The sequence below is a fragment of the Mycoplasma sp. 1018B genome, from assembly GCF_024582675.1.
In the GTDB taxonomy this organism is placed as follows: Bacteria; Bacillota_I; Bacilli_A; order Mycoplasmatales; family Metamycoplasmataceae; genus Mycoplasmopsis.
Genome location: NZ_CP102084.1, coordinates 632,418 through 657,887 on the forward strand (window position 1 = coordinate 632,418; position 25,470 = coordinate 657,887).

22 protein-coding genes, 3 tRNA genes and 1 other RNA gene are annotated in these 25,470 nt (G+C 23.4%); 15 read left to right on the plus strand and 11 right to left on the minus strand.

Annotated features, from left to right (window positions below):
• Positions 1 to 172: 172 nt before the first annotated feature.
• Entirely contained in the window at positions 173 to 679 is a 507-nt protein-coding gene (rplJ, locus tag NPA14_RS02650; RefSeq protein WP_257075862.1) for a 50S ribosomal protein L10, read from the plus strand.
• Positions 680 to 698: 19 nt separating this feature from the next.
• Entirely contained in the window at positions 699 to 1,067 is a 369-nt protein-coding gene (gene rplL, locus NPA14_RS02655; RefSeq protein WP_257075863.1) for a 50S ribosomal protein L7/L12, read from the plus strand.
• Between the two features lie 337 nt (positions 1,068 to 1,404).
• Here rplL and NPA14_RS02660 read toward each other — a convergent pair.
• Positions 1,405 to 1,494: transfer RNA gene (locus tag NPA14_RS02660), tRNA-Ser, on the minus strand.
• A 104-nt stretch (positions 1,495 to 1,598) separates the two neighbouring features.
• Between NPA14_RS02660 and NPA14_RS02665 the strand changes: the two genes are divergently transcribed.
• Positions 1,599 to 2,165, plus strand: a complete 567-nt coding sequence (locus NPA14_RS02665) for an MHJ_0274 family protein (protein ID WP_257075864.1) — start codon at positions 1,599 to 1,601, stop codon at positions 2,163 to 2,165.
• On the plus strand, positions 2,158 to 2,793 hold the full coding sequence (gene pgsA, locus NPA14_RS02670; RefSeq protein ID WP_257075865.1) for a CDP-diacylglycerol--glycerol-3-phosphate 3-phosphatidyltransferase: 636 nt from the start codon (positions 2,158 to 2,160) through the stop codon (positions 2,791 to 2,793). Before NPA14_RS02665 ends, pgsA begins: the two co-directional genes overlap by 8 nt.
• A gap of 28 nt (positions 2,794 to 2,821) precedes the next feature.
• Here the strand turns inward: pgsA and gap are convergent, their stop codons facing one another.
• Positions 2,822 to 3,829 (minus strand): type I glyceraldehyde-3-phosphate dehydrogenase, encoded by a 1,008-nt coding sequence (gene gap, locus NPA14_RS02675; protein ID WP_373456873.1) that lies wholly within the window; start codon positions 3,827 to 3,829, stop codon positions 2,822 to 2,824.
• Between the two features lie 145 nt (positions 3,830 to 3,974).
• Here gap and NPA14_RS02680 point away from each other — a divergent pair.
• Positions 3,975 to 4,058: transfer RNA gene (locus NPA14_RS02680), tRNA-Tyr, on the plus strand.
• 3 nt (positions 4,059 to 4,061) lie between these two features.
• Positions 4,062 to 4,136: transfer RNA gene (locus NPA14_RS02685), tRNA-Gln, on the plus strand.
• 126 nt (positions 4,137 to 4,262) lie between these two features.
• On the opposite strand, the gene ssrA is transcribed toward NPA14_RS02685, so the two are convergent.
• Positions 4,263 to 4,638: a transfer-messenger RNA gene (ssrA, locus tag NPA14_RS02690) on the minus strand.
• Positions 4,639 to 4,679: 41 nt separating this feature from the next.
• Between ssrA and NPA14_RS02695 the strand changes: the two genes are divergently transcribed.
• The 9 genes from NPA14_RS02695 to pyk all read left to right on the plus strand — a co-directional run bounded on the left by NPA14_RS02695 (position 4,680) and on the right by pyk (position 16,031).
• Positions 4,680 to 6,188: a hypothetical protein gene (locus NPA14_RS02695; RefSeq protein WP_257075867.1), complete on the plus strand. Its 1,509-nt coding sequence runs from the start codon at positions 4,680 to 4,682 to the stop codon at positions 6,186 to 6,188.
• A gap of 221 nt (positions 6,189 to 6,409) precedes the next feature.
• Positions 6,410 to 6,928: a hypothetical protein gene (locus NPA14_RS02700; protein ID WP_257075868.1), complete on the plus strand. Its 519-nt coding sequence runs from the start codon at positions 6,410 to 6,412 to the stop codon at positions 6,926 to 6,928.
• 77 nt (positions 6,929 to 7,005) lie between these two features.
• The gene (locus NPA14_RS02705) at positions 7,006 to 9,516 is read left to right on the plus strand and encodes a valine--tRNA ligase (protein ID WP_257075870.1); all 2,511 of its coding nucleotides are present in this window, start codon (positions 7,006 to 7,008) and stop codon (positions 9,514 to 9,516) included.
• A 1-nt stretch (position 9,517) separates the two neighbouring features.
• Positions 9,518 to 10,399: a bifunctional 5,10-methylenetetrahydrofolate dehydrogenase/5,10-methenyltetrahydrofolate cyclohydrolase gene (locus NPA14_RS02710; protein ID WP_257075871.1), complete on the plus strand. Its 882-nt coding sequence runs from the start codon at positions 9,518 to 9,520 to the stop codon at positions 10,397 to 10,399.
• Positions 10,400 to 10,401: 2 nt separating this feature from the next.
• On the plus strand, positions 10,402 to 11,376 hold the full coding sequence (locus tag NPA14_RS02715) for a phosphate acyltransferase (RefSeq protein ID WP_257075872.1): 975 nt from the start codon (positions 10,402 to 10,404) through the stop codon (positions 11,374 to 11,376).
• Positions 11,369 to 12,556 carry an acetate/propionate family kinase gene (locus NPA14_RS02720; RefSeq protein WP_257075873.1) on the plus strand — a complete coding sequence of 396 codons (1,188 nt, stop codon included), beginning with the start codon at positions 11,369 to 11,371 and terminating at the stop codon, positions 12,554 to 12,556. Before NPA14_RS02715 ends, NPA14_RS02720 begins: the two co-directional genes overlap by 8 nt.
• 1 nt (position 12,557) lies before the next feature.
• A complete protein-coding gene (gene yihA, locus NPA14_RS02725) occupies positions 12,558 to 13,139 on the plus strand; it encodes a ribosome biogenesis GTP-binding protein YihA/YsxC (protein WP_257075874.1) in 582 nt (193 codons plus the stop codon).
• Between the two features lie 9 nt (positions 13,140 to 13,148).
• On the plus strand, positions 13,149 to 14,528 hold the full coding sequence (locus NPA14_RS02730) for an MAG1430 family protein (protein WP_257075876.1): 1,380 nt from the start codon (positions 13,149 to 13,151) through the stop codon (positions 14,526 to 14,528).
• 75 nt (positions 14,529 to 14,603) lie between these two features.
• A complete protein-coding gene (gene pyk, locus NPA14_RS02735; protein WP_257075878.1) occupies positions 14,604 to 16,031 on the plus strand; it encodes a pyruvate kinase in 1,428 nt (475 codons plus the stop codon).
• A gap of 56 nt (positions 16,032 to 16,087) precedes the next feature.
• Here pyk and rpsT read toward each other — a convergent pair whose 3' ends face one another.
• The 8 genes from rpsT to ybeY form a co-directional block, all read right to left on the minus strand.
• Positions 16,088 to 16,363: a 30S ribosomal protein S20 gene (gene rpsT / locus NPA14_RS02740; RefSeq protein ID WP_257075880.1), complete on the minus strand. Its 276-nt coding sequence runs from the start codon at positions 16,361 to 16,363 to the stop codon at positions 16,088 to 16,090.
• Between the two features lie 67 nt (positions 16,364 to 16,430).
• A complete protein-coding gene (locus tag NPA14_RS02745) occupies positions 16,431 to 20,795 on the minus strand; it encodes a PolC-type DNA polymerase III (protein ID WP_257075882.1) in 4,365 nt (1,454 codons plus the stop codon).
• Positions 20,796 to 20,902: 107 nt separating this feature from the next.
• Positions 20,903 to 21,187 carry an MG284/MPN403 family protein gene (locus NPA14_RS02750; protein ID WP_257075884.1) on the minus strand — a complete coding sequence of 95 codons (285 nt, stop codon included), beginning with the start codon at positions 21,185 to 21,187 and terminating at the stop codon, positions 20,903 to 20,905.
• A gap of 15 nt (positions 21,188 to 21,202) precedes the next feature.
• The gene (proS, locus tag NPA14_RS02755) at positions 21,203 to 22,639 is read right to left on the minus strand and encodes a proline--tRNA ligase (RefSeq protein WP_257075886.1); all 1,437 of its coding nucleotides are present in this window, start codon (positions 22,637 to 22,639) and stop codon (positions 21,203 to 21,205) included.
• A 50-nt stretch (positions 22,640 to 22,689) separates the two neighbouring features.
• The gene (locus tag NPA14_RS02760; protein ID WP_257075888.1) at positions 22,690 to 23,742 is read right to left on the minus strand and encodes an aminopeptidase P family protein; all 1,053 of its coding nucleotides are present in this window, start codon (positions 23,740 to 23,742) and stop codon (positions 22,690 to 22,692) included.
• Between the two features lie 11 nt (positions 23,743 to 23,753).
• A complete protein-coding gene (gene era, locus NPA14_RS02765) occupies positions 23,754 to 24,626 on the minus strand; it encodes a GTPase Era (RefSeq protein WP_257075889.1) in 873 nt (290 codons plus the stop codon).
• Positions 24,626 to 25,021, minus strand: coding sequence for a cytidine deaminase (gene cdd / locus NPA14_RS02770; RefSeq protein ID WP_257075890.1), 396 nt, complete (start codon positions 25,019 to 25,021; stop codon positions 24,626 to 24,628). Before cdd ends, era begins: the two co-directional genes overlap by 1 nt.
• Positions 25,014 to 25,469, minus strand: a complete 456-nt coding sequence (gene ybeY / locus NPA14_RS02775) for an rRNA maturation RNase YbeY (RefSeq protein WP_257075891.1) — start codon at positions 25,467 to 25,469, stop codon at positions 25,014 to 25,016. The genes cdd and ybeY overlap by 8 nt, the downstream gene beginning before the upstream one ends.
• Position 25,470 lies beyond the last annotated feature (1 nt).

A 25,470-nucleotide genomic window follows, 5' to 3' on the forward strand; every position in this document is an offset into this window, starting at 1 on the left:
ATTACATTATTATTATAACACACTAGTAAATAAAATATTTATTTTTATTTTTTAAAAAATAAATTAAAATATTTTTAGCAATACATGTAGACAGCAACAGTGAAAACTTAATTGGTTGCCAAGTGTATATCTTAAATTTGTATTGCTTTTATTATAGTCGGAAAGGAGAAAAATGCATTTAGCAAAAGAATCTGCTTTCAAATTAGCTAAAAAAGAAATTGTTAAAGAAATAACAACTAATTTAAATAACGCTAAATCTTTAGTAGTTGCCGAATATCGTGGATTAAGCGTAAGTGAATTAACAAAGTTGCGTGTTTTAGCTAAAAAAAGTGGCGTTGAGATCAAAGTTTATAAAAATCGTTTATTCAAATTGGCTGCTTCTGGAGCAAATTTTGAAGAATTAAATGATCATTTAGTTGGACCAAATATATTTGCTTTCAGCAATAGTGATGATTTAGCTGCTTTCAAATTATTTGCTGCTTTTAGTAAAGAACATAAACTATTAGTTCCTAAAGCTGGTATATTTGAAAATAAAGTTATTGACGCAGCAGGCGTTTCATATGTATCTTCATTACCAAATTATGAAGAAGCACTTACAATACTTGCTCGCTCACTTATCACACCATTACAACAAGTTTCATTATCACTTAAATTAATCAGTGAACAAAAAGAACAATAAACGAAAGGATAAATAAGTTATGGCTAAATTAGAAAAACAAACATTTATTGAAGCTTTAAAAGAAATGTCAATTAAAGAAGTTATGGAATTAGTTGAAGCAATGAAAGAAGAATTTGGTATCGATCCTTCTGCAGTTGCTGTGACAGCCGCTCCTGCAGCAGCAGAAGCTGAAGAAAAATCATCAGTATCTGTTGTTATTGTTGCGGACAATGGTAAAAAATTACCAATTGTTAAAGCTGTTAAAGAATTATTAAATATTCCATTAATGGATGCAAGTAAATTAGTTTCAGCTTTACCAGCAGTTGTTAAAGAAAACATTGCTCCAGCTGAAGCTGAAAATATTAAAGCTAAATTAGTTGAAGCTGGTGCTTCAGTAGATATTAAATAATTAATTTACATAATATTACATATTAAAAAAATGCCACTTGGCATTTTTTTAATATGTGCTGTCGTATACAATTCATTAAAAATTAATATTTTAGTAACATATTTATTTCTTTGGTTTCATTATATATATTAAAATTTTCAAATCAAATGATCTATTCTTTTTTACATTTTTTAAAGTAACAAATATTAGTGATATTATTAAATTAATTTATGATTCAATTTGTTATTTAATTTTTTTATTTTTTTAATCAATGGCGTTAAAGTTAATAATAATTATTATTATAAAATTGACACATTTTACAATTCTTTAAAAATGTGTCAATTTTATAAATTTTATATGGCCGATGGTAAGGGATTTGAACCCTTGAACGTTTTACAACGTTAACGGTTTTCGAGACCGCCCTTTTCAACCGCTCAAGCAACCACCGTTAATAAAAATATTATATTGCATTATTTAGACTAATACAAATATAAGAATAAAAAAAGAAATAAATTAATATAATATAATAATTAAATATTAGAAAGGAACATAATGGAAACTAATCCTTCTACCACACAAAATATTGGCAATATTCTCAGCGGAGCAGGCACTTGAATTATTTTAGGTGTAGTTGTTGTCATTATCATCATATTTCTTATTTATTCTTCAATTAAAAACAAAATGAAAAAGAATAAAATGAAAAAAGATAAAATCGAATTTGAAAATAGAGCATCATATTTTAAAAAAATATACTTAGCTAAATTAAAAGTATTAATTGATAAAAATAATCAATTAATACAAGAATTTGAACCTTCAATTGGTGAATATAAAATGGGTCAAATAGTTGATGTAGCACATAAATTTTTAAATACATTTGCTTCAGATAAAAATTTTAAAGAATATATTGTTAATGCAGATAGTCAAAATGATTTACTAAGTTTATATATTCAATTAAGAGATACAAGAAGTAATTTATGAAATAAAAAAATTGAAAATGTTTTGCAAAGAATAAATCAATTAATTGAAACAAATTTTATTGATAATACATCAAATGAATATCAAGAAGCATTGACAGAAATTAATTTATTTTATACTATGGAGCTTCAAAAAAATGAATAAAAATCACGATAAAAAAATATATTATAATCTTCCTAATATTTTAACTTTAATAAGATTATTATTAGCAATTCCTTTATTTATTATTTTAGTTATGACTTTTTTTCTTCAAATTTATCAATCTAAAATTTTAACTACTGTTTTTACTATTTTATTCATGGTTATTTATTTAATTGCAATGACTACAGATTATTTTGATGGTAAATATGCTCGTAAATATCATTTAGTTTCTAATTTTGGTAAATTATGAGATCCCGTTGCTGATAAAATCATCACTACTTTGGCTTTTATTTATGGCATTGTAATGAAAGAATGAATTATTGCATTTATTTTTTCTTTATTTTTAATAAGAGATTCTTTTGTGGCGGCCTTAAGAGTAGAAATGAGTAAAAATAAAATTGATGTTGCAGCCATTAAAACAGCCAAATGAAAAACTTTTTTAATTACTATTGGTATTATTATTATTTTAATATTTATTATTTTTAGTACTTGATTTAATGTTTTAGACCAAATTTGAATTAAATTTATTATTAATATTCCTTTAATTTGTGCTGCCATTCTTGCTTGAATTAGTGCATTACAATATTACAAAAAAGCACAACCTTATATTAAATTTGCAAATAAAAAATAGTATTTTTATAATACTATTTTTTATTTTTTTATAAATTAGCCAAATAATTAGCTGTTCTAACTAATTGTGCAACATATGAAGATTCATTGTCATATCAAGCAAATAATTTATATAATTTTTTGCCATTAGCTTCTTGTATTTTAGTTAATGTAGCATCAAATATTGAACCATAGTGTGAACCAATAACATCAGAAGAAACTATTTCGTCTGTATTATATTCAAAAGATTCATTAGCAGATTCTGCGAATTTTTTATTTAATTCTTCAACTGTAGGTTGTGTTTTTAATTCAACAGTTAAATCAACAAATGAACCAGTTATTGTTGGAACTCTTAATGCAGCACCATCTAAAACACCTTTTGCTTCTGGAACTACTAAACCAATTGCTTTGGCAGCACCAGTAGTAGAAGGAACAATATTAGCTGCGGCAGCTCTTGCTCTTCTTTTGTCACCTTTACGATGTGGTCCATCTTGTAACATTTGATCTGCAGTATAAGAGTGAACAGTTGTCATGTAACCATTTAATATACCATAATTATCACTTAAAACTTTTACAACTGGAGCCAAACAATTAGTTGTACATGAAGCAGCAGAAACAATTAAATCATCTCGAGTAAGTTCTTCATGATTAACATTATAAACTACTGTTTTTACATCTGAGCCTGCAGGTGCAGAAATTAATACTTTTTTTGCTCCTGCTATAATGTGTTTATTAGCTAATTCTTTTTTAGTAAAAAAACCAGTACATTCGACTACTATATCAATTCCTAATTCTTTTCAAGGTAAATTTTCTGGATCTTTTTCACTATATATGGCTATTTCTTTTCCGTTTACTACAACTGATTTTTCTTTTACTTCAATATTTCCATTAAATTGTCTAAATGAAGTATCATATTTTAATAAATGAGCTAACATAGATGGATCAGTTAAATCATTAATAGCTACTACTTCTAAATCATGATTTTTTTGGTCAATTAATTGACGAAAGAATAAACGTCCTATTCTTCCAAAACCATTTATTGCAATTTTTTTCATAATATTATTTCCTTTATATTCAATTAAAATATTTTGTATTCATTTTAATTATAAAATAAATCAAAAAATAAATATTATTAAATTAATTTCTATTTAAATAAATATTTTTTAAAAATTATTTTTTTCATAGTATAATATTAATGCTTATGGAGGGGTAGCGAAGCGGCCAAACGCGGGTGGCTGTAACCCACTTCCTCACGGTTCGGGGGTTCGAATCCCTCCCCCTCCACCATATTGCCCCATAGCCAAGCGGTAAGGCAACGGGTTTTGGTTCCGTCATGCGTTAGTTCGAATCTAACTGGGGCAGCCATATCATAATTAAATGAAAAAACGTTTATCGTTTTTTTTTTTTTTTTTGATATTTAAAAATTTTTAAAATAAAAAACACAACTTGTTAAATTATTTATTAAGTTGTGTTTTTTATTTTAAAAACATATGGTGGAGATGACGGGAGTTGAACCCGTGTCCATAATAAAAACTTAAAACTCACTTTTTACAGTTTATTTCTTTTTAAATAATTACTTGTTTTAAAAAAGAAAACAAAATAACGAGTAATGAAATTAAATCAATTTCAAACTTCACCTTTTTAGCCAACTTAGAAGATTCAAGGTTAAAATCTTATAAGCCACTTGTAGCTTTTAACTAAGCAAATACAAGATTTGATTGCATTGCACTTTGTGCAACTAATAAATTTTGAACATTAAGTTCTTTAACTTTTTTATCTTTTGCGATTATAAAGCCTAGAAGTATTATAGTCTACCACACTACTGATGAATAATAAACTTTTAATATGTCGAAGCCTTTTCATCCCCTTTTTTAATTCTTTTTTATTTAATTTTATTATACTTTTATTATGGATAAAAAATTATTATTTTCTCTTGAAAATTATTTTGAACGATTTAATAATAGTTATTTTGCAATTAAAAAAATTAATATTTACCAAAATATTTCTACAGTTTTTTATATTAAAGATCAAAATAATTTTTTTTTCCAAGATAATTGCATAAAAAAATTAATTAGTTCTAAAAAAGCTATTTGTAATTTTATACTAGATAATAAAAATAATAGTGAGTATATTTTTCAAAATAAAAAAATTCTTAATTATGTAAAAGAAATAAATTTAAATAAAATGAATAATAATTCACAAATCACTCCAATTTTATTTAAATATTTTGATTTTAAAAAAAATTATCAAATAAATTTAGAAAAAATTAAATTAGTTGAAAAAACATTTTATAAGTATAAAAACTTAATTAAAAAAATTATTTTTAATTCAATGGAATCTAATCATAAAAAAATTAATTATTTTATCGAACGATTAGATAATGCTATAAAAAAAATCAAAGTAACTATTGATGAATATTTATTAAATAAGGATCCAAAAATTTTTAATTTGTTAGCTGAAAACGATATATTATTAGAAGAAATTTTTAATTTTATTTTCAATATTTTAGATTCATTAAATCAAAAATTAAATTTTTTTATTAATAAAACTAAAAATGCTGAAGACTTTTTAGGTGATACTCAGATTAAATTATTAGATGATAATTTAAAATATCTAGAAATTATTAATAAAAAAGGAGAGACTTTTTTAATCAATCAAATTGAACAAAAAAGTTTACAAACTAAATTAAATTTCTATAAGAATTTATTAAAAAATAATTTAGAACTAAAAAATTCTTCACAATATAATGCTATATTAAATTGATATAGAAAAAATTTATTTATAAAAAAACAATTATTAAAATATGTTAATAAAAATAGTTCCGAATATTATATTTTGTATAAAAAATTTGCAATTTCTTCTTTTTTAATTAAATTAATAAAAAAACATAAAAATATTATTATTCAAATGAATAAAGAAACTCTTAATTTATTCCATTATGATTTAGCTTTTTACGTAAAACTATTTATTTCAAACAATCTTTCTATTTATGGAAATGATTTTGAAAAAGCAATTAAGCACACAATTAAAGAAAAATTTTATTTTAATTTTGAACGCTATCAAGATAAAAATGAAAGAAATTTAGAAAATATTTTAGATAAAATCATTTCATTAAAAAATGAATTAAAAATACACAAAAGAAAACAAACTATAAGTTATGTAAATATTGAAGATAAAAATAATTTTACAAAACTACAAGCTAAATTATTTGATTTAAAAATAGAAAACGAATGAAAAAACAAACATATTGAAATAAACTTAATTAAAAACATTAAAAATAATCAAAAATGTTTGGATAATATTGATTTATTTTATGATTTATTAATACAATTAATAAATAAATATAAAAATTTTTATAACAAAATTGTAAAAAATAATGATAATAATTCATTAGTTCTTGAATTAAAAAAAGAATAGTCCATTATTATTCATTCATTCCATTAATTAATTTTTGCTTAAATATAAAAATATTATTTTTCTAAATAAAAAAATTAGCAAAAATTAATTAATGATTTAATGATTTTGTCTAATTTTTTACAATAATTTATGATTCAAAAATTGAATTTTATAAAATCATAAATTTGAATAATGATATTAATTTTAAAGATAAATTAGAACTAATAATTTTATCCTTTATAATGAAAAAGCCTTCTTTATTATTTATATTAGATAATCCTAATTGAGATATTAAAAATGAATTAGTAAATATTAAAAATATATGTAAAAAATACAATATTACATTAATTTTTATTACAAATCGTTACTCATTGTTAGATGAAAATTTATTTGAACAAATGTATCTTTTTTCTCAAAATAGAGAATTAGAATATGGAAATACCAATAAAATTTTAAATAATAGTTTTTATAGTTTTAATAAAGAGCAAAATACTAATAATTATTATTTAACAAAAAATATGAAATTAAGTGAATATTTTTTAACTGATAATTATGAAATAAGTACACAACACTATGTAATAACCAATTACAACAATATAGTTAATTCAATTCAAAATAAAGATATAGAAACTATTTCTTTTGCTTTTACAAGTGAAGCTGATTTAAATCAAAAAACACAATACTATAATTACGATTTACAAAATCCTTTGGAAAATACTAGTTTTTTTATTGCTAAACAAGATAAAAACAAGCAAACTTAAAAGCTTGTTTTTTATTATTAATAAAAAAATAATATAATTATAAGAACTAATTATTTACAAATATAGGAGCAAATTATATGTCACTTGATATTAAATATTCGCCAGAAAATTTTGAAAACATAATAGCTAAAAAATGAATAAAAAGAAAATATTTTAGTATTCACGATGACACTAAAAAGCCTTTTGTAGTATTATTACCACCTCCTAATGTAACAGGCATATTACATATAGGGCATGCGTTTGATACATATTTACAAGATACCATTTTAAGATTTAAAAAAATGGAAAATTATGATACTTTTTATATAGCTGGTATGGATCACGCAGGAATAGCTACACAAAGCAAAATAGAAAATTTATTATTACAAAATGAAAATTTAACTAAATATGATTTAGGAAAAGAAGAATTTTTAAAAAGAGTGTGAAATTGAAAAGAAGAATATGCAGCTAAATTTAGAAAACAATGACAAGCACTAGGACTTTCATTAGATTATGAAAAAGAAAGATTTACTTTAGATGAAAAATCAAATATTGCAGTAAATAAAACTTTTATTGATTTATATAATCAAAATTTAATATATCGTGATGTTAAAGCAATTAATTGAGATGTTAAATTAAAAACAGCTATTTCTAACATAGAAATAGTTAATAAAAGTGTTGAACAAGAAATGCTTTATATTAAATATTACTTGGAAAATAGTTCAGAATATTTAACAATAGCAACAACTAGACCGGAAACTCTTTTAAGCGATGTAGCAGTAGTATATAACCCTAAAGATCATAGATATAAAAACCTATTAAATGTAAAAATTATTCATCCAATAACTAAAAAGATTATTCCATTAATAGCTGACGAATATGTTGATATAAATTTTGGAAGTGGTTTAATGAAATTATCAGCTCATTCTGAAATTGATATTGATTTAATTAAAAAACATAATTTAGAAATTATTGAGACGATAAATCAAGAAGGTTTAATTATTTCTAATATAAAAAAATTTAATAATTTAAATAGAGAAAATGCAAGAAAAGTAATTAAAGAATATTTAGAAAAAAATAATTTATTATTGAAAGCAGAAAAAATTATTTCTAATGTAGGCTATTCAGAAAGATCAGATACTCCAATTGAAATTTTAGTTAGACCACAATGATTTGTTAAAATGAAAGATTTATCAGAAAAATTATTAAATCATCTTGATAGTTCTGATGCTGTCAACATATTTCCTTCAAGATTTAAAGAAACATTGATAAAATGAATGGAAAATGCTCATGATTGAACTATTTCTAGACAATTATGATGAGGTCACCAAATTCCTGCTTGATATAAAGATGATCAAATTAAGGTGCAAATAGAATCTCCCGGCGAAGATTGAAAAAGAGATGAAGATGTATTAGATACATGATTTAGTAGTGCATTAACGCCATTTTCTTTTTTAGGTTGACCTACAGAAAATAAAATGTTAGAACGTTATTTTCCTACTAATTTGTTAGTAACAGGCTATGACATAATTTTCTTTTGAGTCGCAAGAATGTATTTTTTAAGTTTAAAATTAACGAATAAAAAACCATTTGAAAATATTTTAATTCATGGTTTAGTAAGAGACCAATTAGGAAGAAAAATGTCTAAATCATTGAATAATGGTGTTGATCCTATGGATTTAATCAAAGAATATGGTTCCGATTCTTTAAGATGATATTTAGTTACAAATTCTACTCCGGGTTTAGATATTAATTTTTCCACCGAAGGTTTAAAAAAGAGTTGAAATTTTGCTAATAAAATTTGAAATATTGCTCGTTTCATTGAAAATTTAAATGATGAAAAGGAATTTAATCCTGCAGATCAATGAATAAGAGATCAAATTCATGAACTTAGACAAAAAATAATAAAAGCTATGAATAAATATGAATTAACAATAATAGGAGCAGAAATAGAAAAATTTGTTAATGATATTTTTTCTTCTAGATATATTGAAGTACTTAAAGTTTCGGTTAATAAAAAAGAAATTTTAAAAAACTTTAAAAAACTTCTTATTATTTTACATCCATTTATGCCTTTTTTAACTGATTATTTATTTGAAACTTTATATAAAGAAGAAATTTTAGAGCAAAATGTTCAAAAAGTTAAAATGAAATGTCGCAAAAGAAGTAATCATAGCGATTTAGAAAATGTTTTTAAAATAGTAGATTTACTTCGTAAGTATAGAGAAACTAAGCAAATTAGTAAAAAAGATATTATTTATTTCTATCCTGACATTTTATTAACAAATTTTGATTTAAAAGTAATTTATAAATTAGCTAATGCTAAAATCAAAGACAATAGAGATTTTCTAATCGCTCAAAATAATATCAAGTTATATATTCTTATGAATGATGAACAAAAAAATAATTATTTTAAAGATTTAAACAATAAAATTGATTTTTGTTTAAATGAAATTACTAGAGCAGAGAATATATTAAAAAATGAACAATTTTTATTAAAAGCTCCTAAAAATAAAATTTTAGAAGAACAAAATAAACTAAAAATGTACAAAAATAACTTATTAGCATATCAAAAAGAGCTTGATTTACTCAAGGGAAAGGAATGTTAATATGCAATTATATAAAAGTAAAGAAATAACTGACAAATTAACAGAAGAATTAAAAAAAGAATTTATTTTTTTAAATGAACTTCTAGGAAGAAAAGCTATTTTAGCAATTATTCAAATTGGTGACAATGACGCTTCAAATAAATATATACAATATAAAATTCAAAAAGCTCAAGAATTAAACGTTGAAGCAAAATTATATAAATTTGAAGAAAATATTAACCAAAAAATTTTGCTTAAAAAAATTGATTCTATAAACGAAAGTGCTGATGGCATTATCGTACAATTACCCGTTCCCGAAACAATCCATAGTAAGGTAATTCTTGATAGTGTCAGATATGATAAAGATATCGATGGTTTAAGTAGCAAAAATGAATTTAGTTTTTACAATGAAAAAGATATGTTAAATTATTTTCATTTTGTTCCTGCTACTGCACTAGCTGTTAAAGAATTAGTAGAATTTTATAACATAGATTTAAATAATAAAAAAATAGGCATAGTTGGTAGATCCGCTTTAGTAGGAAAACCAATTGCACATTTATTAAAAAAAATGGCAAGCAAAAATTCAATTTTTTCTACTTATAATAAAAAATCAACAATTAAAGGATTAGAAACAAATGATATTGTTGTTTCTGGAGCTGGAGTTCCTGGATTAGTTAAAAAAAATAATTTAAAGGAAGATGCTATTGTTATTGATGTTGGAACTACTTATGTACAAAAAGAAGATGGTAATTTAAAATTAGTTGGCGACGTTGATACAACTAATTTAGAAAATTATATTAGCGGATTAGCTCCTGTACCAGGAGGAATCGGACCATTAACTGTTGTTTGTTTATTTAAAAATTTAGCTTTAGCTGTTAGACATCATTTAGATTTAATAAATTAAATATGAATAGTATCTTAAAAACTATTAAATTACAAACAAAAAATAATTTTAGTAAAATTTTATTTATAGAAGGTGAAAATCCTTTATTCATCAAAGCTGCTAAAAAAATTTATAAAAAAACTAATTTAAAATTATTCTTTTTAAAAAAGAATAATAATATTTATGATATAAATAATAATTTAATTTGAGAAGCTAATTCTAATAACATTAAAGAATTAATTAATTATTATGTTCAAATTAAAAAAACTAAAACTTTACACAAAAATCAATTTTTTGATTTAGACCATCAAAATATTTTAAAATTAGTTTTAACTTATTCAATACAAGCTCTTTTATTACTAAAAAATAATTTTTTTGATGCTGTAATAGGAGGTATTGATACACCAACTAATATAATTTTAAAGGCTTGTTTAGATGTATTAGATTTAACAGAAGAAAAAACATTAACTTCTGCTATGTTATTACATAAAAAAAATAAATTATTTAACTTTACAGATGTTGCTGTAATACCAGAACCTTCTGAAGAACAAATTATAAACATTGCAAAATTATCAACAAAATTTTTGCAAAATTTAAATATAAAAACCAAAACTGCATTTTTAAGTTTTTCTACTTTAAACAGTGCACAAACTAAGAATAATTTAAAAATTTTTAACGCTGCACAGGCTTTTGAAAAACAAAGCAATTCTTTTTCTATTGGAGAAATACAATTTGATGCAGCAATAAATAAAATAATTTGAGAAAAAAAGATTAAAAATATTTCTTTTCAAAAAATAAATAATTTTATTTTTCCTAATTTAGCGGCTGCAAATATTTGTTATAAATCTCTTACTCAATTAGCTAAATTTAACGCTTATGGTCCTTTTATTTTAGGAACAAATAAAGTTATTACAGATATTTCAAGAGGCGCTAATTTAAAAGATATAATAAATACAATTTTAATAACTAGTTATCAATTAAGGAGTGAAAATGAATAGTAAATTACTAGTGGTAAATGCTGGAAGTAGTTCAATTAAAATGCAACTGTTTGAAAAAAATAGTTTAAATGTTATTGCAAATGTTCTTACAGAAAGAATATTTTTAACCGATAGTAAAATAACAATTAAATATAATAATCAAGTTTATGAAAAAACTCTTATTTTAAGTAATCATCAAATAGCAGTAGAACAAACTTTAACTTTTTTATCTGAATTAAAAGTTATTGAAAATATTGATGAAATAATTTCTATTGGCTTTAGAGTTGTACATGGTGGTCCTTATTTTAATAAAAGTACAATTTTAAATAATCAAGTCATTGAATTAATTAATCAATGTTCAATATATGCTCCTTTACACAATCCTGGAGCAGTACAAGCCATTAATGCTTTTAAAGAAGTTATGCCAAATGCAACTTTAATAGCTTCTTTTGATACTTCATTTCACTCAAGTATTCCACTGTTAAATAGTATTTATCCTATTCCTTACAAATGAACACAAAAATATAATATTAAAAAATATGGTTTTCATGGAATAAGTCACAATTTTATTAAAAATAAAGTATCAGAAATTTTAAATATTAAAAAACCTAATATTATTAGTTTACATATTGGTAGTGGCGCAAGTATTTGTGCTATTAAAAATGGTTTATCAATTGATACTTCAATGGGTTTTACTCCTTTAGCTGGAATTATGATGGGTACTAGAACAGGTGATATTGACCCTTCAATTATTGAATTTATTTGCAAAAATGAAAAATTATCTGTTGAAGAAGTAACAAACATTTTAAATAAACAATCAGGTTTATTAGGTGTTTCTGAATTTTCAAACGATACAAGAGACATACAAAGAGCCATAGCGGAAGGCAATAAACAAGCTCAATTTTCTAATGATTTATACGTACAAAAAATTGTTGATTATGTGGCTGATTATGCTAATAAGTTAGAAAATAAAATTGATGCTATAGTTTTTACAGCCGGAGTTGGTGAAAATCAACCTGAACTAAGAAAAGAAGTTTGTGAAAAATTATTTTTTAAAAAAATAAAAATTGATCAAAAAATTAATAACGATAAAGTTAAAGATTGAAGTTTAATAAGCACTAATGATAGTGAAGTTAAAATTTTTGTAATTAGAACAAATGAAGAATTAATGATTGCTCAAGATATGATTAAATTATTATAAAATGTGAAAATTTGTAAAATCGGCTCCTGATAAAGAAAATTGATTAAATACAACTGAATTACAACTTTGTTTATGAGGAAAATCTAACGTAGGTAAAAGTTCGCTTTTAAATGCTATTACAGGGCAAAACATTAGTTATGTATCTAAAGAACCTGGAAGAACTCAATTTATTAATTATTTTACTGACAATAATGATAAAATCATAGTAGATTTGCCAGGATATGGCTTTGCAAAATTAGCTAAAAATAAACAAGTTTTAATGCTACAAAATATTTTTAATTTTTTAAGTGATAAAAATACTAAAAAACATTTATTATGACTAATTGATTCTAAAACTGGTATTACTAACACTGATATAAAATATATTAATTTTTTGAGATCCATTAATTGACCAATTGATCTTATTTATACTAAAATAGATAAATTAAACCAAAAAGAAAAGCATCAATTAATAGTAAAACACAATGAATTAATTAATAACAATTTTTTAAATTTTGTTAATAATGTTTTTTTTATTTCTTCTACAAAAAATATAAATACAAATGAATTAATTACTTACATTGATCATTTGTTATATAACTAAGGAATACAAATGAAAAGATTTAAATTAAAATTAGGACTTTTAATAAGCGGTATTACTGCTGGAATTATTACTATTACTGGATTAACTTTTTTAACAGTTCAAACAAATCAAAATGACAAATTAGATAATATTATGAAAAATTATCATTTTAAAATTAATTATGATACTAATAATATTTCTAAACTAGATTTGACAAAACATTTTGCTAGCGAATTTGTTTATTCTTCAAAAGAAGTTTTTCAAGAAAACCAAATTCAGGATCCTAATTATAAAAATAATAGTGCTTTTTGACATGAACAATTAGAAATAAATCCTACTCAAGGCAATAAAAAAAGATCTAATGAAAAAATTTTTGTTTTAGAACAAAATGATAAAACACCAATTGATATATTATTTAATTCTTCATTTGATGGTAAATATAATATTTATTATCAATCTTTTGCTAATGATAAAGAGGGGAAATTATTTCTTAAAGTTTATTTAGAAAATAAAAATAATAATAATTTTTCATCTCAAAACGAAAGAATTCAATTAATGAAACAATTTATTTATGTAATTGATGGATTTAAAAAATACGAAAACAATGAAATTGAAAATACAGATATTAATTATCGTCTTTGAGATTTTCAAGCTACAGAAAAATTAAATATAGACTATTCACAAAATTTAATACCTAATTTAAACATTTTATTTTTACAACTACCACAAAAAGATGAAACAAATGAAATTGAAATTGAAAAAAATAATAAGCAATTAAAATCATTAATTAAGTATGATATAAAAAATTATCAAAATAAAAACCATTATCTAATTAATGAAAATAAAAGTATTTGATTTACTAAAGTGGATAATAATAATTTAATAATTAATTATTATTTAGAAAAAATTGTACCGGTTGCTTCAATAGAAAATTTATTTGCAGTTGAAAACTTAAAAATAATTACTCCGCAACAACAGTTAATTAAATTTAATTTTGAAGAACTAAAAGCTATGGCAGCCAAAGTTAAAATAAATATTTTGAATAATGCAGATTTATCTCAAAGTATCCCAAATGAAAATAATTTAATTTACTATCAAAATGCTAATAGCAATGATATTCAAAAAAATACTGCAACTGGATTATATAAACCATTAGATCTTATTATAAATTCTTCTCAAGAAGACCAAATTAATTATAGTGTTGAATATTATTTAAATGATCCTTTAACAGGCACCATCAAAACAGAAGAAAAAAATCGAAATACTCCTTTAGTTACTTATAATAATCAAACAGGTAGTGCAACTTTTGCTTTTAAAATAGAATTAAAAAATAAAAGTCCTTTAAACGGGTTATTATCATTTATTGGAACTTACACGTTAGAAAAAACATTTAAAAATAGTAATAATTAAAATATCTTTTTAAAAATAACTTAATTAAAAAGTAAAATATATAAATGAATTACAAAAATAATAAAGTGAGGAAAAATGTTTACGATTAATAAAAAAAGTAAATTAGTAATTACAATTGGGCCAGCATCTGAAAATTATGAAGTAATGAAATCATTAATTTTAGCTGGTGCAACATGTGTAAGAGGTAATTTTAGTCATGGAACACATGAAGAACAAAAAGCTAAATTTGATATTGCTAAACAAATCTCAAAAGAATTAAACATTCCTATATCATTAATGTTGGATACTAAAGGACCAGAAATTAGAATTGGCAAAATGAAAGATGGTGGACAACAAATTCAAGCTAATACAATTTTAAAAGTTCACACCACTTCTGAAGCTTATTCAAAATTAGAAGGTACTCATAATGAAATTACTGTTTCTTACGATATGTCTCAAGATTTAAAAGTAGGTGATATTGTTCTTTTTGATGACGGAAAATTAACTTCACATGTAATTAATGTTGAATCTGGTTTAGTAGAAGTAAAAACTTTTAACAATCATTATTTAAAAACAAACAAAAGAATTAATTTACCAGGCGTGGATTTCTCTTTACCATTTCTTAGTGAAAAAGATAAAAATGATATTTTATTCGGTATTAAAGAAAAAATAGATTATGTAGCTGCTTCTTTTGTAAATTCTGCACAAAACGTAAAAGAATTAAGAACTCTTCTTAATGAAAATAATGGAAAAAATATTGGTATTATTGCTAAAATTGAAAGTCAATTAGGTGTAAATAATATAGATGAAATAATTGAAGAAGTTGATGGTATCATGGTAGCTAGAGGCGATTTAGGTTTAGAAATACCTTATTATGAAGTACCAGTAGTTCAAAAGATGATAATTGAAAAATGTCGTAAGGCTGGTAAATATGTTATTGTAGCTACACAAATGTTGGATTCAATGGAAAATAATCCTCACCCAACTAGAGCTGAAGTAACAGATGTATATCACGCAACTGAATTAGGAGCCGATTCAACAATGCTTTCTGGAGAAAGCGCTTCAGGCAAATACCCAGAATTGGCTGTAAAAACAATGTCTACAATAAACAAAAGAGCTGAAGAAGAATTTTATCAAATTGATAATTATGAAAAAGAATTTAATAAAGCTTCTAAAAGTAATTGCAATTGCGAATTTACACAAAAACTCGCACACGATTTAGCACTTAAAATTAAAAATAATAATTATAAATATCTTGTATTAGTTACTCAATATCCAGAAATAATTAAAGAATTAACAAAATATAGACCAAATACAATTATTATTCCTGTTTTAGATAAAAATGAATTAACTACTAAATATGGAGTAGTTTATGGTGTATGACCTATTTTAAATAGTGAAGAATTATTTAGTAAAGTTAAAAATAATATTAACAATGTAAAGGAATTATTTAATACCTTTAAACTTGAACTAAATGATAAAATTTTAATTTACCAAGATAATCAAGAATTATTAGAATGATAATAATAAAAAGCGCCTTTTAAAAGCGCTTTTTATTATTAAATAAAATTTTGAGGTTATTAGTTTTGTTCTTTAGCTTTTTGAGCATTAACAAAATTATCTAAACGAGAAGATTTTCTAGCACCTTTATTTGGGTGGAAAGTACCTTTTTGTACAGCTTTAGCAATTAATGAATGAGCTTTTGCTACTAATTCACTTGCATTTTCATCTTTTGCTAAAATAGCTTCGCGAGCAGCTCTAATTGCCTTACGTACACGAGTTTTCATCGCATTGTTACGCAATCTAAATTCTTCCATTTTTCTAATGCTTCTTACTTTAGATTTAATGTTAGCCATTATAACCTCCTTCTTTTTCTGTATATAATTTTTATAGAAAAATCATTTAATATTATACACAAAAAAATTAAAACAATGTCATTTGATTAGTTTCATCTAAATTTTTAAAAACACCAAGATCTTTTAATCTTTTTAAAAGAGTTGAATTAATTTTAGTTCTTTTCTTAAAATCCTCTATAGAAATAAAATTACTTTCTCTACGAGCTTGTACAATGGATTCAGCCGCAGCTTGACCTAATTGAGTAACAGCAATAAAAGGTGGTATTAAACATTTGTTTTTATTATCAATTATTCAATCATTTGCTAATGATTTTTCTAATGAAATATTAACAATATTAAACCCTCTTGCATACATTTCTTGTATTATTTCGAAAACAGGTATTAATTGTTTTTGTGTGCTGCTGATAATTTTTTGTGATTCTTGTTTTTTCAAATCTTTTAATTTTAAAAGTACTTTATTACCATATTTATCGTCTATCATACTTTCAAGTTCATAATTATCAGGTCTAATACTTAAATATGAAGCATAAAATTCTAAAGGATAATTCAATTTATAAAAAGCTATTCATCATGCCATTAAAACATAAGCAGCTGCATGTGCTTTAGGAAACATGTATTTTATTTTTTTCATACTATCTATTTGTCAAATAGGAACATTATGTTTTTTTAAAAATTCTTCTTCTTCTAATGACAAACCTTTACCTTTTCTCACTTTTTCCATTATTTTAAAAGCATTAGTACGATCCACTCCAATTTTCATTAAATTAACTAAAATATCATCACGACAAGATATAACCTCACTTAATTTAAAGCCGTTTTTTACAACTAAATCTTCCGCATTATTAGTTCATACACTTTCGCCATGAGATAAACCAGAAAGCGAAATTAAATCAGCAAAAGTTTTAGGCTTAGAAGAAGCTAACATTCTTCTAACAAAAGATGTACCAAATTCTGGTATACCTAGTGCTCCAGTTTTTTCTCCGTTAATATTTTCTGATTTAATTCCCATAGCTTCAGGAGAACTAAATAATGAAATTATTTTCGAATCTTTTTTAGGTATTTGTGATGTTTTTATGTTAGTTGTTTTTTCTAAAAATTTAATCATTGTAGGATTATCATGTCCTAATATATCCAATTTTAATAAATTATCATGAATAGCTTTATAATCAAAATGAGTTGTTTTTCATTCTGCTCCAACATCATTAGCTGGATAATTAATTGGAGTAAAATCATATACGCTGTATTCTTTGGGAACAATAATAATACCGCCAGGATGTTGTGAAGTATTACGTTTTAAATCTTTTATTTTATTTGCTAAATAATTAATTAAAACTTCACTAAATTCTTGTTTAGTTTCTTCTAAATAATTTTTAACATAACCATAAGCAGTTTTATCCGCAACCGTTTGCACTGTCCCAGCTTTAAAAGTATTACTTTCGCCAAATAATTTTCTAATCTCGTTATGAATTAAAGGTTGTATTTCTCCTGAAAAATTTAAATCTATATCAGGTACTTTGTCCGCATCAAAACCTAAAAAAGTTTCAAAAGGAATATTTTGTCCATCTGTATCTAATAAGACATTGCAATTAGGACAATTTTTTGCATCTAAATCAAAACCTGACGTTATTTCAAGATTTGAATTTAATTCAAAATATTTACATTTTTTACATAAATAATGAGGTGGCAGTGGATTAACTTCACTAACATTAGCTAAATAAGCAGTTAATGAAGAACCTACGGATCCTCTACTACCAACTATATAACCTCTGTCTAAAGAATTTTTTATTAATACATGACTTATTCAATAAATGACTGAAAATCCATGAGTAGTAATTGGTGTTAATTCTGCTTGTATTCGTTCTAAAATATGTGTTGGTAAAGGATTGCCATATTTTTCATATGCATTCTTATAAACTAATTCTTGTAGTTTTAATTCTGAATTATCGAAATTTGGTTTAAACAAATCCTTTTTAATTACTTCAATATCTTCACACATTTCTGAAATTAAATGAGTATTTTCAATAACTATTTCATTTATTAAATTTTTATCATCAAGAAAACTAAATTGATCTAACATTTCTTTAGTGGTTAAAAAATTTTGCGTGGGAATAATTAATTTATTTTCTTTTGCTTTAGCATAATCATATAAATAATGTCTGACGTTATTTATACCTTTGGAATAAACAATTATTTCATATGCCTGTTTATCGTGCAATGTATAATATTTGACATCTGCAGTTGCTATTACAATTTTATTTCTTTTTTTAGCTTTGAAAATAATATCTTTTAACCCTTTGTAAAGTTCTTCTTTAGTTAAATAATCATAAGCAATTCAATGATCAAAAACTTGTGGAGCGGGAATTTCTATATAATCATATATATCTAAAGTTTGTTCAAAAACTTCATCACTGCTAAAAAAATAATCTTCAATTAATCTACTTTTTAAAGTAGAAGAACCTAATAATAAATTTTTTGTTTTCTTAATTTCTTCTAAAAATATTCTAGGTGAACTTGAATATTCATTAGTTAATGTTTTGCTTAATAATTCAAATTGTTCTTTTAATCCAAAATTATTTTTTGCTATTGTGCTAATTTCATAAGTAAATTCTCTTTGAATCAACGAATCATTTTTATAATTAGCTAAATCTTGAAGAGTAATAATATTTTTCTTTTCTAAAAGCGTAATTAAATTTGTTCAAACTTCAGCTAAAACTTTAGCATCATAATCACCTCTATGCGCTTCTTCGTCATTGTAATCTATACCTACATGATTAGCTAAAGCTTTTAATGAGTGTTTTCTGGTATCTTCAAATAATATTCTTGAAACTTTCAATGTATCAATAATAGTAAATTTTGGAAAAGGTTTGTTGTATTCTAAAAATTTTTGTTTTAAAAAATTAAAATCAAATTTAGCATTATGAGCTACAACAATTTTATTATTTAAAATATCATAAATTTTTTCTAATGCTTGAATTACTGGTAAGCCATTTAGTAAATCCTCATTAGTTATGCCTGTTAATTTAGTTGTAAAATCACTTAGTAATTTATTAGTTTTAATAAAAAATTGTTGACTATTTTTTAATCTTAAATTTTCTATATCCATAGAACCAAATTCAATTATATTGCCATATCGTGGCATTAAAGAGGTCGTTTCTATATCAAAGGATACATAATTTAAATCTCTCAAATTTCTATTATCATTCTTGTCACCATTGACAATATTAAAATCATTAGTTAAAAAACTTAATGCTGTACCATAAATAGGTTTAATACCTATTTTTTTAGCTTGTTCGAAAAATTTAGGATAGGCTTGGCAACCATTTGCATCCATTAACCCTACTGCAACCATATTGTTATTTTTTGCAATCTCTAAAATTTCTTCTGGATTTAATAATCCATCCATAGTATTCATTTTACTACTTACATGTAATTCAATTCTTTTTTTACCAGCATAATCATCTATATTATTTAATTTAGCATTTTCTGCTATTTTAAAATCTGATAAATATAATATTTGAGAATATTTATCGTTTTGAAATTTAGAAATTAACTTACCTTTAAAATTAATTCAATTATTATCTTTTAAAATATTTTTTTCTTCTTGACTTAAAGATTCTTTAGTAAATAATTGCAACTGTAATCCATCATTAAAATCAGTAACTCAAAAAATATATAAATGTTTATTATTTTCTGAATTGGGTAAAAATTTATAATCTTGTTGAAATATTAAAGCTTCAGATTCTATAAAATGATCATTATTATCCAATTGTTTAATTTCAGATAATTTCATATTTTTATACCTAGTATTATTTTTATATTGTAATGTATCAATTTTAACTTTATTATTAGTAAAAAAAGAAAAATCATTTTCATTTTTTTTAATATTTTTTGCTTCTTTATATTTAAGAATTTCTTTTTCACTATACAAAAAATTTGTTGTGTCTTTACATGAATTGTCTAAATTTATATATTTAAATTCATATGTTAATTTATCATAACCTCATCTTATAAGTTTATTTAACAATTCTTTAATTTTGTTTTTTTGATTTTCATTATCAATATTATTAGTTTTTATTGTTATTAGATATAAATTATCATTGTTAAAATGTATGAAATCATTAATGTTAGTAAACATTGCATATTTACTTTTCTTAATTGTGCTTTGCAAAAAATTATAAATATATTCTTTTTGATATTGCTCATCTGAGAAACTAAAATTTAAAAATACATTATTCTCATACTTCTTAATAATTTGTTGTTTTAAAGATTGGATTTCTTCATAGTTTGTTAATTGATTTAACGCTATATCAATATATATTTTATTAGATTCTTCATCTAAATTTACTGAAGTTATTAATGCATTATTAAAAGAAGAAGGAAAAGAAATATTTAAAGTTTGAGATAACTCTTTAATATTATTTATTGAATTCATAATTTTAAGTTTACCAAAACTTTTTATAATATTTCAATTAAAGATAAAATAACTACTTAAAAAATAAAATGTACTTATATAAAAAACTATTCATTATGAATAGTTTTTTATAAATAATCATTAAATTCTTTTACTGCTTTTGCTCTAAGTTTATAATATGTAGTTCTGGAAAAATATTTTTTATATCAATAAGGATCTACATTTAATGATAAATACTGATTAAGTATTATAAATCTATCAGTTTCTGATATACAATTCAAAGCTCGTTTTGTATTATATGTGAAAAAATGTTCTAATTCTTTTTTTCTTGTAGTTTTTTGATCATAATATTTTACTTTTGCTCTCATTAATTCTAATTTACAAATTTTTTCAACTCTTTTATAAATCAGCATAATTCACCTCTTAATTTAGTAAGATTTAGCAAATACTACATATCTATTTGTTAATATTTTACATTCTGGATAAATACATTTAACTTTTTTAAATGGTTTATTAATTTTTTTAGGAATACATCTGGTGGTAGCACCTGTTTCTTCTTTAATTTTTTCTTCTATTTTTCCAGAACAACAAAACGGAGCAATTACGAATTTTTTATTATTAATTGCTATTTTAAAATCCTGATAATTAGTTAATATAACTGTATTTTCATTTAATCTTTTTTTGGCATTTTCATATAAATTATTATGAATGGATTCTAAAATTATTTTTATTTCATGTTTTAATTTATCTATAGATATATTTTGTTTTTCCAGTGTATCTCTTCTTACAACAGTTACCGATTTATTTTCAATATCTTTGGGTCCTATTTCGATTCTAATTGGTATTCCTTGTATTTCAGAATTAGAAGCTTTAAATCCAGGATTTTTATCTGTATCATCTAAAAAAACACGGTATTGTTTACTTAGTTCTTTTTTAATATTTAAAGCAACCTTATGAATTTCAGGATTTTTATTTGAAAATAATTCAATAATTGATATTTGTATTGGAGCTACTTTAGGAGGTACTATAATACCTCTATTATCTCCATGAGTCATTATTATTGCTCCTAATAATCTTGTTGACACTCCTCATGAAGTTTGATACACATAATCTCTCTCATTATTTTCATTTTTAAAAGATATATTAAATTGTTTAGAAAAATTTTGAGCTAAGTAATGACTTGTACCAGCTTGTAAGGCTTTACCATCTTTCATCATGGCTTCCACAGTGTATGTAGAACAAGCACCGGCAAATTTTTCATAGGCTGTTTTTTTTCCTATTATTGTTGGAATAGCTAAGTAATTTTTTAAAAACTTAGCGTAAATAGATATCATCATTTTTGTAAACTGCCTTGCCTCCATAGGTTTAGAATGACAAGTATGTCCTTCTTGTCATAAAAATTCTCTTCCTCTTAGAAAAGGGTTAGTAGTTTTTTCTCATCTAACTACATTGACTCATTGATTATATATGATTGGTAAATCCTTATGAGATTCAATAGAATTTTTAAATAAATTAGCAAAAAGTACTTCTGAAGTAGGTCTTATAAATATTTTTTCTTCTAATTTTTTATCACCTACATAAGTAACTGTTGCCAATTCTGGATTAAAGCCTTTTACATGTTCCTTTTCAGTATTGAATAATTTTTCAGTTATAAATAACGGTAAATAAACGTTTTGAACATTTTTTTCTTTAAAAATTTTGTTTAAGTTTTTTTGTATTAATTCTCAAATACCAAATGAATTAGGTTTGTAAATAATTGTGCCCTTAACAGGACCATAATCAATTAAATTGCCCTGTTTAACAACATCAGTATATCATTTTGCAAAATCTTCTTCAATAGGAGTTATATTTTTCAATAATTTCATATTCAAATTTATTATATAGAATTTATTTATTCAAACAAATATACTTATTTTTAAGATTTTTCATTAGATTGAGAAAACACATATCTACCAGTTTCTGTAACTAATACATCATCTTCATTCCTTGCACCACCTAAACCTTCAATATAAATACCGGGTTCTACAGTTATTATCATACCAGGCTCTAATATTACATCTGAAAATTTAGATACTCCTGGTTTTTCATGAACATCTATACCTAAACCATGTCCAGTTGAATGCACAAAATATTTTCCATAGCCTTGTTCGATAATATAATCTCTGCAAATTTTATCTATTTCACTTGCATAAATACCAGGTTTCACGGCATCTCTTCCTAATTTTGCTGCTTTTTCAACTATTTTTTTAATTTTTAGTAATTCAGGATTGTTAACTTTTTTATCTCCACCTAATATAATAGTTCTTGTAATATCTGCACTATATCCTTTATATAACGCACCAAAATCAATTTTTAATAATTCTCCTTCTATTAAAATATCATCAGTAGGGTGATGATGAGGTTCAGCGGAATTTTTTGATGTTGCCACAATCTCATCAAAACTTTCTTTATCAGCTCCATTTAATTTCATTAAATAATTAAGTCTAGCAGCTACTTCTTTTTCTGTCATTCCTGGTTTAACTCATTTTAATAATTCTTCATATGATTTTAATGAAATGTCGATGGTTTTTTGCATTATTTCAATTTCTTCTTTTGATTTAATAATTCTTAAATCTTGTCCATAAATAAAAACAATTTCATTTGGGTTAATTATATTTTTTAAATATTCATATTCTTGATAAACTAAATAATCTTTTTCAAGAGCGATTTTTTTATATTTTTTATTCTCAAAAAAATCTTTTAATGTTAATGAATTTTTAAGTAAAACTACTTCAACATTTTTTGCATATTTTTTTGCATATTCTATATATCGTGAATCAACAAATAAATACGCTTTGTCTTTTTCTATAATAATGTATCCATCAGATGTTTGAACTTTAGAATATCATAATCTAGTTTGTGGAGAAGATGAAACTAACGCATCTATTTTTTCATTATCGAATATTTTATTTAACCTTTTTAAATTCATAAATACCTTTATTACATATAATCTAATTTTTTTAATATTTTATTATTATCAACTCAATTTTTAGCAACTTTCACCTTTAAATTAAGAGTTACTTTTTTGTTAAAAAGATTTTGCATTTTTTTTCTTGATAATATTCCAATTTGTTTAATCATTGTTCCGTTTTTACCAATAAGCATACCTTTTTGTGAATCTTTTTTTACATATATAAGTGCGTTAATTTCAATTAATTCATCATGTTCATTAAATTCTAAAACTTCAGTTGCTATAGAGTGCGGTAATTCATCATGTAAAAAATTAATTGCTGATTCTCTTATTACTTCCTTTGCTATAAATCTCATAGATTTATCTGTTATATAATCGTCTTCATAGTATGGTTGTCCTTCATAAGTAAAAGTTTTTAATAAATCTATTAAACTTTTTATAGAAGATAAATTACGTTGAGATAAAGAAGTAATATATTTAAAATTAAATTTTTCTAATTCTTTTAATTTTTTTTCTATTTCATTAGGATGCTTAGCAAGATCTAATTTAGTTATAACTGCTATTTTATTTTCAAATTTTAAGATTTTTTCTAATATTATTAAATCGCCTTTACCAATAGGCTCGTTTATTGGCGATAAAAACAAAACACAATCTATATCTTCCATCGAAGAAAAAGCTGCTTTATTTAATTGCTCGCCTAATAAGTTCAAAGGTTTATGTATACCTGGAGTATCAAGAAATACTAATTGTGTTTCATTTTCATTATAAATTCCTGTTATTGTATCTCTTGTTGTTTGAACAGTATTAGAGACAATTGACAAATCATAATTTAAAATTGAATTTAATAAAGAAGATTTACCAACGTTTGGTCTTCCTATAATTGTAAATAATCCGATTTTCATTATTTAATTTGTTCTGCTCTTATTGGCATAGGAACTAATTCTTTAACAGAAAATACAACTTTTTGATTTCCGCTTCTACTATATAAAGTTACAAGCGCATCATCTGGCATAAATTCTGTAATTACCTGTCTACATCCTGCACATGGCGAAGTAGGTTTATCTACAGAAGCCATAATATGTAATTCTTTAAAGTTCCCAACAATTCCACCATATGCTACCGAACCAAATAAAGCAGATCTTTCTGCACATAATCCAGAAGGAAATGCAGCGTTTTCTACATTAACTCCATAAAATTCTTTGCCTTCATTATCAACAGCAATTGCTGCAACTTGAAATTTTGATCATGGACAATATGCTTTTGTTAACAATTCTTGCAATTTTGTTATTTTATTCATGTTCCCTCGTTATTCCTAAAGGCGAAAAAATATCTTCCACTATTTTATTCATAATAATTCTTTCATTTTCTTCTTCATGATCATACCCCATTAGATGAACTAATCCATGGGTAAATAAATAACAATATTCCCTTTTAATTGAATGATTGAAATTCACAGCTTGTTCTTTTACCTTTTCATCGCTTATAATTAGTTCACCTAAGGGCAATACTGGAAGATTCTTATAAATTTGATTTTCTGAAAAACTAAAAGATAAAATATCTGTAGGATAATCTTTGCCTCTATATTTTTTATTTAATTTTTGTATTTCATGGTTATCAACAATTGTTACATCAACTGAAACAATTTGATTTAATTTAAAATAATTTTTCAAATTGTTCAAAATCAATTTGAATTCTTCATAAAATTCAAATTGACTATCATTTGTTTCTATATTTAATTCAACCATA